Raw genomic sequence first — 13,643 nt, 5'->3', positions numbered from 1 at the left:
TGCACTGTCGGCTGCCTCCGTTAAAGCGTGCGTACAAGGAGGCGACCTCTACACCTCCGCATTGCTAGGCAAACGGGGACGGCAGGGCCTAGGGCGGGGTGGTCTTTGGGAAGACATCTTCCACGTCCGACTCAGACTTGCCTCAGAGTTGTACGTACGTGTTACAGTGAGTTGTGCCTCGGACCCGTAAGAGCCAACCTACGGTCGGTCTTCCGCCTATCGCCTTGGACAGAGAAAATGGCGGGCCGCTGTACCTCAGGCTGGCGCGCCACATTGAGACGTCCATCGTCGATGGTCACCTCTCGCCAGGCGACCGCCTCGACGGCGAGATCGGCCTCGCGGAGACGCTGGGAGTTTCGCGGCAGACGATGCGTAAGGCGATCGACGAGTTGGTCCGGTCCGGCCTGCTTGTCCGTCGGCATGGATCCGGCACTCAGGTGCTCCCTACGCGTGCGGATCGCACAGGCGGGGGCGTCGAGGGTTTGTATGACGAGCTCAAGCGCGCGGATCGCCGCCCGAGCACGAAGGTGATCACCCTCGAAGTCCGCGGAGCCGAGGTCGATATCGCCGAGGAACTTGGGTTGGGACCCGGCGACGAGGTCACCTACTTGGAGCGGGTGCGAGAGGCAGACGGCGTGCCGATCGCAATCATGCGCAACTGGATTCCGACAGGCCTGACTGAGCTCGATGCTCGTGATCTGGAGACCCATGGTTTCTACGAGATCCTCCGCAAGGGCGGTGTGAGAATGCGTATGGCGCAGCAGAGCATCGGCGCCGAGGGCGCGAGCAGCGTTTCGGCGCGCCTACTGGGTGTCAAGAAGGGCATGCCGCTGCTCACGATCGAGACCACGACGTACGCCGACTCCGGTAAGCCGGTAGAACTCGGCCGACACGAGTATCGCGGCGACATGTACCGCTTCCCCGTGACCAAGGTCGAGCGGCAATACGGCACCGAGGCCACTCGCTGAGCCTTGGACACGACAGCCGATTAGGGATGCGTCAAGAAGACACGAAAGGTGACCACCCGATGCCCTCTGGTGTTGAGGGACCGTGGCGAACCCGAGCAGGCGCCCTGTCCGGTCTGAAGGTGCTCGACCTGACCAGGATCCTCGCTGGCCCGTACTGCACCATGATCCTCGCCGATCTCGGCGCGGACGTGATCAAGGTCGAAGACGTCTGGTCTGGTGACGACACGCGCTCTTGGGGTCCACCGTTCATTGGCCGTGACGCCGCCTATTACCACGCGATTAACCGCAACAAGCGATCCATTGCGCTGGACCTGAAGGACTCTTCCTGCCTTGAGCAGCTCCGCAAGCTCGCGCGCAGCGCTGATGTGGTCGTGGAGAACTTCCGCCCAGGCACGGCCGCGCGCCTCGGCCTCGACCAAGCCACGCTGCGCGACGAGAACCCTGCACTGGTCTACGCCTCAATCAGCGGGTTCGGGCAGACGGGACCGATGGCGGCCCAGGCCGGATATGACGCGACCGCCCAAGCACTCAGCGGGGTCATGAGTGTCACTGGCCACCCCGATAGTCCGCCGGCTCGCTTCGGCGTATCGGGCGCTGACTTGGGTGCCGGGATGTGGGCTGTCATTGGCATCCTCGCTGCGCTGTCCAAGCGCCGCGAGACCGGCACCGGCGACTATGTCGATGTCGCGCTGCTAGACGGGCAGGTCGCTTGGCTCACGTACCACGCCACCGGCTATTTGGCCTCGGGCATAGTCCCGGGGCGCTACGGCACTGCGCATCCCAGCATCGTCCCCTATCAGGCCCTTCGAACTGCGAATGGTCACCTGATGGTCGCTGCGGGCAACGACAAGCTATGGGCCAAGCTCGCGCAGACGCTGGGTGTGCCACAGCTCGTGGAAGACCCAGCATTCCGGACCAATGCCGACCGCGTTCGCAACCGGGACGAGCTGGTCGTGCTGCTCGAGGACGTGTTGCAGACGAACACCTCCGAGCACTGGGGTGAGGAGCTGACCGCCGCCGGAGTGCCGGCGGCCGCGATCCTGAACGTCGATCAGGTGCTAGTACACCCACAAGTCCATGCGCGCGAGATGCTGGTTCGCTTGCCCGATGGGGACGGCGGCGAGATCGGGGTGGTCGGGAGCCCGATCAAGCTGCTCGACTCTCCTGTCGCGATGGAAGTACGTGCGCCGCGGCTTGGCGAGCACACCGACGAGATCCTCGCCGGTCTGGACATGCACGACTTGGACATCGCGATCCTTCGAGACCGTGGGGTCGCGCGATGAACGACGTCTGCTCGGTCGACGAACTGCTCCGACTCGGTGCAGACCGCCCACGGTTGGTCAGAGAGGCGAAGAAGGCGCGGCGGCGGCCGACCTCTGCGCTCAATGGCTGCGGGCGGATGTTCGTCATCGCCGCGGACCACACGGCACGCGGAGCGACGGGCGCAGGTGGCCAGGATCTGGCCCTCGCGAACCGGCGAGAGCTGCTCCAACGGCTCGTCGTGGCACTGAGCCGGCCTGAGGTCAACGGTGTCTTGGCCAGCGCGGACGTCCTCGAGGAGCTGCTGCTCTTGGGCGCTCTAAAGGACAAGGTGGTTTTCGGCACCATGAACCGCGGTGGGCTCCAGGGAGCCGACTTCGAGTTCGACGACCGGTTCACCGCCTACACCCCCGACGCTCTAGCCGAATCAGGCTTCGAGGGAGGCAAGATGCTCCTGCGCATCGCACCGGACGACCCGGGCACGGTGCGCACTCTAGAGGCGTGCGCGGCAGCGGTCGACGCGCTCGCGCGCCATTCGCTCATGGCAATGGTCGAGCCGTTCATGTCTCAGCGCACCGGTGGAAAGGTGACGAACGAGCTCACTGCTGGGGCGATGGCGAGAGCCATTGGGATCGCGGCGGGTTTGGGCTCTTCGGCCGCGCATGTCTGGCTCAAGGTGCCCGCGGTACCTGATCTAGAGAGCGCACTTGAAGCGAGCACGCTCCCCGCGCTGATCCTCGGCGGAGAGGTTCCTGACGATCAGGCTCGCATGCTCGATGAATGGGCCGCGGCCCTCGCACTGCCGACCGTGTTCGGGCTGGTGGTAGGTCGTTCACTTCTTTTCCCACCTGACGATGACGTCGAAGGTGTGTTGGATGCAGCGATCGCACTTATGGAGTAGCTCTCGGGGCCCTGACGCCGAGTCTGGAACGCGTGGTGTGACGCTTAGCCCGTCGTGCATGCGGGGCCGAGCCGGACATTGATCTGCTTGGTCTGGCTGAAGGCGGCGATCGCACCTTCCAGGGAGAACTCCCGGCCCGTGCCTGACTCCTTGTACCCCCCGTAGGACTGGCCCACCATCTGACCGCCACCCTGGTTAATCTGCACCCATCCGGTTTCGAGCCGATGTGCGGTTGCGAGCGCCTGGTCGAGATCGTTGGTCCAGACGTAGGCGGCGAGGCCGTAGCGGGAGGCGTTTGCCAGGGTGACGACTTCGTCGGTCGTCGAAAATGGGATGACGGCGAGTACAGGACCGAAGATCTCTTCCTGGGCGAGCCGGGAGCCGTTGTCGACCATGGACACAATGGTCGGTCCCATGCGGAGCAGGGAGGGATCGCATCGATCGCTGGCCAGACCGTCAAGAGCAATCGTAAGACTCCTTTGATTCCGCGCCTCGTCAACATAGGACGAGATCTGGTCGTACTGGCGGCGGCTGATGATCGATCCCATGTCGGTGGCCTCCTCCAATGGATCACCGACCACCAGCCGGCTTGCTTCTGCCACGAGCTCCTCGAGCACGGTCTCGTAAACATCCCGGTGTACGAAGAGTCGCGACCCGGCGGTGCAGGACTGCCCTTGGCGGGTGAACCGCATCGCAAGCAAGATTCCGGCGACTGTCTCCTGAAGCCGCTCGGGTGTGTCGACGGCCGACGGGTAGACGATGCTGGGGCTCTTGCCGCCCAGTTCCAGGGAGAAGTGGATCAACCGCGCGCCGGCCACGCGAGCAACCTGCTGGCCGACCTCGGTGGAGCCCGTGAATGAGACCTTGTGCACATCGCGGTGACCTACTAAAGCTGCGCCTACGGTTGAGCCCGGACCGGTGACGACGTTGAACACCCCCGGCGGCACGTAGTGATTGATGATCTGCGCGAGTCGTAGCACTGACAGGGGCGCGTCCTCGGCGGGCTTGACAACCAGCGTGTTTCCGGCGGCCATTGCGGCAGGGATCTTCATTCCCGCGATCATGAGCGGGGAGTTCCATGGCAGGATCGCTGCCACCACGCCGAGTGGTTCCAACCGGGTGTATTGGAGCTGGTCGTCGCCGGCGGGGAGCACAGAACCCTTGAACTCGCCGGCGACGCCGGCGAAATAGCGGAACAGCGAGGCCAACACGGCTACCTCGGGTCGAGCCTGTGGCCGCAACGCGTTGCCAGTGTCTTGGGCGGTGAGAACAGCAAGTTCTTCGGCATGGGTCTCGATGGCATCGGCGATCCGCAGCAGTGCTGCCTGACGGTCCTTGAAGTGGAGAGACCGCCATCCTCTCAGGGCTCGATGGGCGGCTTGCACGGCGCGGTCGACATCCGCGGCTGTGCCGATCGCTACGCGGGCCAGCACGGTGCCTGGACGGGACGGACAGGTGACGTCGAACATGTCTGCACCGTCGGTCGCGACGATTGCCTTGCCGTCGATGAACATTGGCCAGACTGGAACACCGTTGAGGCCGGGCTCGAGGCTTGTCCGGAGGCCGGAGCGCGGGGTCGTGGCGTCGGGGATGGGAAGAGTGCTCAAGTCGAGTCGCCTTCTGCGTCGGTCGTGGCGGGTCTTGGCCGGCTGGGCGGAACTGCGGGCAGCCGCATAGTGCCGTCGGTCGCGCTGTCTGGCGTCCACTCGCCGGTGATCCAAGTTTCGGACGCGTCTAATAGCGCGGGGCGGTCTCGGTCGGCAGGAGTGCCGGCGAGGAAGTTGAGGATCCAGGCGTTGCTGGACGGGCCTGCGGCGCAGAGGTGGTAGCCGCATGGAACTGGGACCAACGTGCGGTCCTCGATCGGGATCAGGTCGTTTTGGCCGCGCGCGACGTCGAAGTTGCGGTGGATTCCGAAGCCACGATCCCGGTCAAACCGGTAGTAGTAGGTCTCCTCCAGGTACGGCGATCCGTCGCGGCCGTCGTGGCGGTGTGGTGGCCAGCCGGTCCATGAGCCGCGGGGCACCCATGCCTCGTAGGCGATCAGTCGCTCCGCGGGCTGGTTGGGTCCGTAGGTGGTGACGACCTGGCGGGTGGCGTTCCCGCCGCCGCGGATCTCTCCGGTCATCTCGTCCGGGCGGACCACGCGAGGCGAGTTGCGACCCTCGGCCGGGGCGGATCCGATGGCGATCTCGCTTGCGGCCACGGCGTGGACCGTGACCGGGAACCGTGGTGGTAGGTAGACGACGGAACCGAGGGAGGTGAAGGGGCTGGGTCGGGTGACTAGGACGCCCAGGTCCTCCCCAGTGACGTGGATGGTGCCTTCCACGAGGACCAGGAGTTGTTCGTCGGTGTCGCTGGCGAGCTCGATGACGTCGTCGCGCTCGAGTTGTTGGACCTGGCAGGAGAGGAACCTCCAGGACACGTTGGCGGGCCCGATGTCGTGGAGAACCTTCATCACACGTCCGCCTCAATCGACGGAGCCAGGGGCTCGATGCCGAGGTCTTCAGTCGTGGGGAATCCGGTCGAGCAGTACGGCTGTCCGACGGTCCATGCCGCTACTGTCATGGCGAGACGCAACGCGTCTTCCCAGGTTTGGCCGGCGACACGAGCGGCGACGAGTGCACCGGCCGTTGCGTCGCCGGCACCGACGGTGCACACCGGGTCGGTGCTCAGTGCGGGCACCTCGATCGCCGGGAACCCGTCCAGGTACAGGGTCGCCCCGTCGGCGCCACGCTTCAGAACCACCCTGGCGAGCCCTCGGTCTCCGATCGCCTTCTCGAACAGGTCGATGCTGCTCAGGTCGTCGAGGTCAAGAAGGGCAGCGAACTCTTCCTCGGTGCCGACCACGACCGCGCGGCGATCGATCTGAGCGGTGACCGCCTTGCTGTAGGCGTGGTTGTCGGGCCAGGAGTTCGGGCGCAAATCGAGGTCCCACCAAACTTGAACGTCATGGTCGAACGCGGCATGCGCCACGGCCGCGACCGTCTCAGCCATCGCGCCGGTGGCGATGGCGTCGGCGGACAGCACCACCGCGCGCAGTGAGGACCACGGCAGCTCTTCGACCACCGACGGCTCGACGTGGGCATCGGCAGGGTTGTGGCGGTAGAACTGACGCTCGCCCTTGTCGACGCCGAGCGTGGACAGCAGCGCCAGCGAGGTAGCGCCGGTCGAGCTCTCCAGCAGCCAGTCAGTGCTCACTTCGTGCCCCTGGAGCTGGTTGCGCACGAACTGGCCACTGAAGTCGGCGCCGGTCGCGGACAAAATCGCGCTCGAGAGGCCGAGCTTACGGACGACAATGGCGATGTTCGCCGGACTGCCGCCCACCGAAGCGACGTAGTCGGTGGCATCTGCGATCGGCACCCCCGTGGCCGACACGTAGAGGTCCAGGTTTGCCCTTCCGACCGTGAGCACGACGCATGGGCCTGGCGACGCAGCGAACCCGGCTCCCCTGGAACGGAAGATCGGATCGTCGTGAGAGGCCATCAGGCCTCATCGGTTGGCGTCGTGCTCAACCAGCGCTGTGTCTGCTTGTTCTTCACGTAGTCCTCGCGAGCAGCCTCAACGGCCGGCATCTCTGATACCTCAGCGGTCGCCATGTCCCACCAGCACGTCGAGTATCCCGGCACGCGCTCGTGCCAGTCGGTCTCGACCACGATGGCCGTTGCCGCCGTAGCCGCACGAGCCTCGGAGAGTGCCTTCGTGAACTGGTCGAGCGTCGATACCCGCATCGTGTGCACGCCGAGGCCCTCACAGATCGCCGCAACGTCGTGGTGCTGAACGCCGCCGCTGTACTTGCCGTCTTCACCTCGGTAGATGTAGTGGCAGCCGAATCCTTCGCAGCCGACCTGCTCGGAGACATTGCCGACGCTCGAGAATCCGTGGTTGTCGATCAGGACCAAGATGATCTTCAGGTTCTCCTGCTGGGCGACGGCAAGCTCGGAGTTCATCATCAGGAAGGATGCGTCGCCGGACATGACGAACACTTCCCGGTCCGGAGCGGCCATCTTGGCGCCGAGGCCGCCGGAGATCTCATATCCCATCACCGAATATCCGTACTCGACCTGGTAGCTCTTCGAGTCCCGGCACTTCCACAGCTTGAGAAGGTCGCCCGGAAGGCTGCCGGCGGAGTTGACGACGACATCGGTGGCTGCACTGGAGTCGACGATGGCGCCGATGAGGGAGGCCTGGGTCGGAAGTTCACCTGCGACGCTGTCATACAGGCGGCGCACTTCGGCGTCCCACCAGTCACGCTGGTCGGCAACCTCGGCCTGATAGGTCTCACTGGTCCGGTAGTCGCCCAGCGAGTCGAGCAACTCCTCGAGCGCCACCCGCGCATCACCGGTGACCGCGACACCACCGTTCTTGTAGCCATCCATCTCGAACACGTTCACGTTCACAAACCGCACGTCTGGGTTCTGGAAGGCTGTCTTCGAGGCGGTGGCGAAATCGGTGTATCGGGTGCCGACGCCGATGATCACATCCGCGCTCTGGGCGAGCTCGTTGGCGCCGCGAGTCCCCGCGACGCCGGCCCCACCGAGACTGAAGGGATGTTCGTCGCTGAGGGTTCCCTTGCCGGACTGGGTCATGGCGACCGGGATCCCCGCACGCTCTGCAATCTGCGCCACGATCTGCTCGGCGCCGCTGTAGCGGGCGCCTCCGCCGCACAGGATGAGCGGACGCTCGGCGTTCCTGATGACCCGCGCCGCGCGCTCGATGGCGCCGATGTCGGGACGGTTGCGAGGGATGTGCCAGACGCGCGGCCGGAAGAATTCGGCCGGGTAGTCGTAGGCGAAGGTGCCGACGTCCTGGGGCATCGCAATGAACGCGGCGCCCGTGTCGGCCGGTGACGTCAGGGTGCGCATGACCTCCGGCAGCGACGTGATCAGCTGCTCCGGGCGATTGATGCGGTCCCAGTACCGCACGACCGGCTTGAATGCGTCGTTGGCGGTGACCTCTTGGGAGTGCTCGGATTCGATCTGCTGCAGCACCGGCGCCTGGACGCGCTCGGCGAACGAGTCGCCAGCCAGGATCAGCACCGGCAAGCGGTTCACGGTCGCTGTCGCAGCGCCGGTGACCATGTTGGTGGCACCCGGCCCGATCGAGGACAGGCAGGCGAACGCCTGGGTGCGGTTCTTCATTTTCGCGTAGGCGATCGAGGTGTGCACCATCGCCTGTTCGTTGCGGGACAGGTAGTACGGGAACTCGTCCTCGTACTGCTGGATCGCCTGCGCGATGCCGCCAATGTTCCCGTGCCCGAAGATCCCCCAGAGACCCGCGAAGAACCGGTTTACCTCGCCGTCGCGCTCCACGCTCTGGTTGATCAGGTACTTGATCAATGCCTGCCCGGCGGTTAGGCGGATGGTCTCGGACACGGGAACGCCCCTTTCGCTACCACGGATCTTCACGGTGGGTGTGCCGCCCAACGCAACCGCCGTCGGCGCGAGCAAGGTGATCGGCACACATGTACGTACATGTTGTCGGTCAAGCATCCGCCATGTCAAGGGCTCCAACCACATGTACGTACATCTCTTGACATGTTGCCGGGTCGTGCTGTTCCGTGTACGCCTATCAGGAGGTTGGCCAGGACCAGGGCGACGGTCTCGGGACGCATCTCCGACCATTCCTTTGGGACAGCGCCATTGGTCGAATCTCGCCTCGTTCCGGCTAGCCAGACACCAGGAGCCTCGATGGCAACGTCGAACCGGAAGACCGCGCCACGAGCTCTGGAAGGTGCGTCCCACTTCGACCCCGACTACCTGCTCGGCGCACTTCACCGACAGCTCGAGCAAGCCACCGGGTTCGCGAAGATGTGTCGCCACGTCGCACCTGAACTGGAACAAGCGACCGAAGAACTGGTCGCCTCCGAGACCGCGCTGTACGAGGCCACCTCGGCCCTCGTCTTGCGCCATGCGCTCGGCGAGACCGGAAGGTCGACCCAATGACGACCATGCTCAAAGCGCTGCTGAATCGGATCGCAGGCTCGCACTGCCCGGGCTGCAACCAACGCGTCGCCCAGCTCGTGCCGCACTTCGCCGCAGCCCACTCGCTCTGGCGCGAACAACGTCGCGCCCGAAGTGGCTGACCGACCCAACCAAACGTCCGACACGGCCCTTTCCTCTTCCGTCGGACAACCGACCGACGCACTCTCCCTCTGGAGGCACCCTGTGCCAGCGTGAGTACTGAACCGTCAGGATGTGGCCGGTCCCGGCCAAGCGATGCCTGCGACCGGTGTCCGGCACGTCCGATCTCGGTGCTCGCCGACGTCACCCGTCGTGAGTTAGCGGCGGGCTGCTCAGCGGACCAGGTAGAGCTCCCGTTGTACCCGCGTTGTGAGGTCGGCCGACTGAGCCTTCGCGAAGCCGCGGATCCGTTCAACCCGGTCGAACGACCCCGGCTCGCACGCCGAGCGCACCGCGAACTCGAGTTGGTCGCCGAGACCCGCACGAGCCACCCAACGGTCCGCCGCCGCCTCGACTCGACGCCGCCAAGCCCGCGCGCACGCGGGCCCGGTGTAGGACACCGCGATCAGCGTGCCGGTCGTCACAGCGATCGTCAGTTGGTGAGCTTGGAGGCACTGCCAGACCGCGACGATCCCGAAGACCGCCCGGATCCGCCACAGCCCTAGCACGCCCGGCACCCATGTGAACCACCGCGCCACCCGGACGAAGCCGGCGACCACCAGGGCACCGGGAGCAGTCAGCAACCGCACCGCCAAGTCGAACCTCGACGGCCCGACGCTCAGACCGGCGGCCGCCTGCGCGACGACGGCTGCTACGACCGCCTGCGAGACCTGCTGCCGATGCAGCCACCCCAGCAGCCGCGGAGCGACCACGACCGAGTGCTGACCACACGGCTCAGCCGCCGCCCGGCCCATATCGCCGCGCGCCACGTAGAGGTCGGGCACCGCTACGGCGCGACCATCCAGCCAGCCGGCGAGGCCACGGAGCAGCTGCTCGTCCCCCATCGTGGCCCGCCGGGAACGACCCAGCACACGAACGGCCGGCGCCTCGAACGCCCCGCACGCCAGCATCACGGCGCCGACGACGTAGGCAACCAGCAGCATCCCGCCCAGCGTCGCCGGCAGGCACGCCGAGACCACCAACAGGAACGCTGCGCTGAGCACGATCCCAGGCAGGACCGCCCCCAGCCTGTAAATCCGGGTCCCGATACCCATCGCCCTACCTCTTCTCCAGGGAATAGTGAATTTCGAGCGACTTCCTCCTCCGGTGAGCACCACGACGGTGCCGCTCGCCTTCTGTGGGTGACGAGCCGAGCCATTCACCACCAGTTTGTGCCCACGCGCCGACACGAAAGGAGTTATCCACAGGCTCCTCGCACCCGTCCCCACACCGCCCCGAATCCCGGGTTGCATGGATCAGCAGACACCGGAAGGAGAACCAAGCCATGCCGAAGACTGTCGCCACCGACCTGTCCTGGCAGCCGCTCGGCGAGATCGCCTGCCTGCTCCAGTTAGCTGCCGATCACCTGTGGCAAGCCGCGGACACCGCCGGCATCGACTCGCCCCTGCATTCCCTCGGACTCGGCTTGTTCCTCGCCGCATCTCAGGCCACCGACATGCTCCCCGCCGACAAGGAAGTCCCCGACCACTCCCCCAGCCAGTCCAGCGACCCACTGCGAGTCCTTGAGGCCGCCGAGCAACTCACCCAGCAGCTCGACGCCCGCGTGGCCGGCGCCAGCGACCTCAGGATCACCATCGCCGACTTGGTCCGAGAGGCCCGCCACAGTGCCGCTTGATCTCACCCTCCCGGTCCCCGGCACCTTCACGCCCGGAAGCCTCAAGCACGCACCCATCGGGGCACCAGCGCCCCGAACCGGGGACGTGCGCAGCGTCGGCGAGCTCCTCATCGACGCCGACTACCACGCCCGGACGTTGCTCCTCGACGCCGAGGCAGCCGCAGCCCCAGGACTCCTGCGCTCTTGGGTCGACACCGTCGCCTCCGCCGTCGACCTATGGAACTCCTTCCCCGGCCGCGACTACGCCGGCGCCGACGCCCGCCGAACGATCGAACGTGTCACCGAGCTCGCCACCTCCATCCGCGCCGACCTCGCTACTGCGCGCTGGCCAGGTACCGGCGCTGGCGACCACTGCATGCATGCGATCGACGACAATCTCACCCGAGCTCGCGATCTCGTCGATAAGTACGGCGAGGAACTCCAGCCGCACGTCACCCGCGTGCACAAGGACCTCGAGGCGGCCCGCACCCGCGTCGTCCACACCCTCTATATCGCCACCCACGGCGTCGGCGTCGCCCTCAGGGAGGACGGCCGCCAGCGCGCCGTCAACCCCTCACGTGTGGAGGCCGTCCGGGCCGCCGCCTCATCCCGGCGCCGCTACGAAGTCGGCCCAGGAGTGCGGTGGGCTGACCGCCTCGGCGTCGTCGAGCGTGTCCTCGGCTGTTATCTCCAGCCCGGCCACTACGCAGAAGCACTCGCATATGAACAAGCCGCACCCGTCGTCGGGCTCCCCCGGCTCCGCGAGACACTGGCCCTCTTCGACATCCAGGCGCATCGAACCCTGGTCGAGGCACCCAGTCCGGGCAACCTGGTACTCGCCACCCGCACGCAAGGGATGTTCTTCGGCGCTGCCCTGGTCCTCGCCCGGGCGGCCGCAGAGACTGGCCACGTCGACCAGGTCGGAGTCGGCCCGGCTCGCTTAGAGCAAGTGCTCAGTGCCGCCGGCGAAGCATGGATGAGTCTGGGCCGCCGCTGGCGCGACCTGATGCCCCAAGGCTCCCGTCTAGATCCCGCTCTCTCCGCGGCGGCGGGCCAGCTCCGCGCTGCCTGCCGCGAGCTCACCCACGACGGCGACCGGCTTGCATCGCCGGCAGGCGTCGCGCAGCGCGTCGATCTCGCTGCGGCCATGCCCGTCATCGCCCACTACGTCGACGCGGCCGCCGAGCTCGCCGAAGCCACCCGACCCGCCCTGCGCGACCCCGACCTGTCGGCGCCCACGCGCGCGGTCGTGCGACGGCTCACCCAAGACATTGAGGACGGACTTCTCCCTGAGAACTGCAACGCCTTGGACAGCGGGCTGATCTCCATCGCCGTTCGCGAGAATCGTCTCGGGCCTGTGCCGGACCATTTGCTCGATGCCTTGCACTCCTCCGCCGCTGATGCGGCGAGCACCTCGTACGCGGCCGCAAGCCTTATGACCACATGCCTAAGCAGCAGGGTGGAGCGCCCGAGCACCGTCACAACAGACGTTCAACGCTCACGTTCGGCGACACCCACCACACCAGCCGCAGCCATCTTTGATTCCTTACCGCCGGATCGACTATTGCGCCGTGGACCGAGCCTGTAGCGCAGGAAGCAGGCAGGCACGGCTTGGTGGAACCAGACGGTGCAGAAGCCGTGCTCGCGACAGGGCAGGGCGGGCGATCGCACGCCGTAGGCATTCGTGACGCCGCGCACCTGTACCAGCGTTCCGGCAGGTCCGCTGCCCTGATCAGCGGCTCGTCATCGCCCGTTCCTCTGTCCCGATGGCGGGCGGTGGTCGGCGCCGTGGTGGTGCGACCGCGGACTGGGTGACGGCAACCGTTCCAGCGACAGCTCGGTTGGCTTGTTGGCCGCGGGCAGGTGTGGTGGTGACTTGCCCGTCAAGCATGACCGCATGTCGTACATCGCCGCCGGTGCCGGAGGGCGCGGCCTTCGGGATGTCCTTGGCGATCTGCTCTGTAAGCTCGCGCAGGGGCGGCGTCTTCTCGACGCGTCGGGTGGAATGGAGTACGACCGCATGGTGGCGGTCGTCGAAGTCCGCCGCGATCTTGGGCAGGCTCAGCCCTTTGATCCGGGCAGCGGTCATCGCCACCGCACGAGCATCGGCGACCATTCGGGTTCGGTCCGGTCCGCGCACCAGTTCCAGGTGGGTGCCGAACTTGCGTGCTGCGGCCTCGATCGCGGCAGCGACGACAGTCAGGTCCTGCGGGATGGGCTTGTGTGCGGCGCTCGTCGTCTCGGGATCGCGGATCAGACGCAGGCCTGGGCGTTCCTCGATGACCTGCTGGTAGCGGCTGGTGATGTCCTCGGCGATCACGGAGGCAGCGGCCGCCAGCCGCGGTCGCTCGCCGGTACGACGGATCGCGTGGATCACGGAGCTGTCGTCCCGGCCGAAGTGCTCCGCGATCTGGGGCAGGGTCAGCCCGTTGGTCCGCGCGGCCGCCTCGGGCGTGGTGCCGAGCATCTTCGCGGCAGCCTCGATCGCGACGTTGCATAGATGCGCGGCGGAACTGATGCCCTGCGCGGTAGGGGTGACCGACGGCGGGGCTGGCGGAGCCTGGCCGACCTCCTGATCGCGGGCGATCTGCGTGGCCAGAGCGGCGGCCAGGGAGCGCAGCTGGACGTTGCTCAGCGATTCCAGCATTATCTCGAGCTGGGCCGGGTCGTGCTCGGCCGCGAGGCCGACGACTGCCTCGGTGATGCCGTCGTGCTGGGCGTTCATACCTGCCTCCTCGTCAGCGCCACTGCTACCCACAGAAGGCATGGAGCCAGCG

General features: G+C 66.5%; 12 protein-coding genes. 6 read left to right on the top strand and 6 right to left on the bottom strand.

What is annotated here, in order from left to right; genetic code table 11:
- Nucleotides 1-224: 224 nt before the first annotated feature.
- From ACVW00_RS00310 to ACVW00_RS00300, 3 genes are read left to right on the top strand one after another with little or no spacing between them, the layout of a single operon-like run.
- Nucleotides 225-968 (top strand): GntR family transcriptional regulator, encoded by a 744-nt coding sequence (locus ACVW00_RS00310; RefSeq protein WP_457108910.1) that lies wholly within the window; start codon nucleotides 225-227, stop codon nucleotides 966-968.
- Nucleotides 969-994: 26 nt separating this feature from the next.
- A complete protein-coding gene (locus ACVW00_RS00305; RefSeq protein WP_457108909.1) occupies nucleotides 995-2,251 on the top strand; it encodes a CaiB/BaiF CoA transferase family protein in 1,257 nt (418 codons plus the stop codon).
- Nucleotides 2,248-3,129 (top strand): Cgl0159 family (beta/alpha)8-fold protein, encoded by an 882-nt coding sequence (locus ACVW00_RS00300; protein WP_457108908.1) that lies wholly within the window; start codon nucleotides 2,248-2,250, stop codon nucleotides 3,127-3,129. The genes ACVW00_RS00305 and ACVW00_RS00300 overlap by 4 nt, the downstream gene beginning before the upstream one ends.
- A gap of 44 nt (nucleotides 3,130-3,173) precedes the next feature.
- Here the strand turns inward: ACVW00_RS00300 and ACVW00_RS00295 are convergent, their stop codons facing one another.
- The 4 genes from ACVW00_RS00295 to iolD all read right to left on the bottom strand — a co-directional run bounded on the left by ACVW00_RS00295 (nucleotide 3,174) and on the right by iolD (nucleotide 8,504).
- The gene (locus ACVW00_RS00295) at nucleotides 3,174-4,643 is read right to left on the bottom strand and encodes an aldehyde dehydrogenase family protein (RefSeq protein ID WP_457108907.1); all 1,470 of its coding nucleotides are present in this window, start codon (nucleotides 4,641-4,643) and stop codon (nucleotides 3,174-3,176) included.
- A gap of 89 nt (nucleotides 4,644-4,732) precedes the next feature.
- Nucleotides 4,733-5,587 carry a 5-deoxy-glucuronate isomerase gene (locus ACVW00_RS00290; protein ID WP_457108906.1) on the bottom strand — a complete coding sequence of 285 codons (855 nt, stop codon included), beginning with the start codon at nucleotides 5,585-5,587 and terminating at the stop codon, nucleotides 4,733-4,735.
- Nucleotides 5,587-6,543 (bottom strand): carbohydrate kinase family protein, encoded by a 957-nt coding sequence (locus tag ACVW00_RS00285; protein WP_457108905.1) that lies wholly within the window; start codon nucleotides 6,541-6,543, stop codon nucleotides 5,587-5,589. Before ACVW00_RS00285 ends, ACVW00_RS00290 begins: the two co-directional genes overlap by 1 nt.
- Nucleotides 6,544-6,614: 71 nt before the next feature.
- Nucleotides 6,615-8,504, bottom strand: a complete 1,890-nt coding sequence (iolD, locus tag ACVW00_RS00280; RefSeq protein ID WP_457108904.1) for a 3D-(3,5/4)-trihydroxycyclohexane-1,2-dione acylhydrolase (decyclizing) — start codon at nucleotides 8,502-8,504, stop codon at nucleotides 6,615-6,617.
- A 315-nt stretch (nucleotides 8,505-8,819) separates the two neighbouring features.
- Here iolD and ACVW00_RS00275 point away from each other — a divergent pair, with 315 nt between their 5' ends.
- Nucleotides 8,820-9,074, top strand: a complete 255-nt coding sequence (locus tag ACVW00_RS00275) for a hypothetical protein (protein WP_457108903.1) — start codon at nucleotides 8,820-8,822, stop codon at nucleotides 9,072-9,074.
- Nucleotides 9,075-9,424: 350 nt separating this feature from the next.
- On the opposite strand, the gene ACVW00_RS00270 is transcribed toward ACVW00_RS00275, so the two are convergent.
- Complete coding sequence (locus tag ACVW00_RS00270) at nucleotides 9,425-10,255, bottom strand: hypothetical protein (protein WP_457108902.1); 831 nt, start codon at nucleotides 10,253-10,255, stop codon at nucleotides 9,425-9,427.
- A gap of 281 nt (nucleotides 10,256-10,536) precedes the next feature.
- On the opposite strand from ACVW00_RS00270, the gene ACVW00_RS00265 reads away from it, so the two are divergent.
- Together ACVW00_RS00265 and ACVW00_RS00260 are read left to right on the top strand one after the other, a co-directional pair.
- Nucleotides 10,537-10,887, top strand: coding sequence for a hypothetical protein (locus tag ACVW00_RS00265; protein ID WP_457108901.1), 351 nt, complete (start codon nucleotides 10,537-10,539; stop codon nucleotides 10,885-10,887).
- Between the two features lie 85 nt (nucleotides 10,888-10,972).
- Nucleotides 10,973-12,454: a hypothetical protein gene (locus tag ACVW00_RS00260; RefSeq protein WP_457108900.1), complete on the top strand. Its 1,482-nt coding sequence runs from the start codon at nucleotides 10,973-10,975 to the stop codon at nucleotides 12,452-12,454.
- Between the two features lie 144 nt (nucleotides 12,455-12,598).
- Here the strand turns inward: ACVW00_RS00260 and ACVW00_RS00255 are convergent, their stop codons facing one another.
- Entirely contained in the window at nucleotides 12,599-13,591 is a 993-nt protein-coding gene (locus ACVW00_RS00255) for a helix-turn-helix domain-containing protein (protein ID WP_457108899.1), read from the bottom strand.
- Nucleotides 13,592-13,643: the final 52 nt, after the last annotated feature.

It is taken from the genome of Marmoricola sp. URHA0025 HA25, from assembly GCF_054059435.1.
Note: the sequence above shows the minus strand (reverse complement) of the source record. Positions and strands in the feature narration are given on the sequence as shown.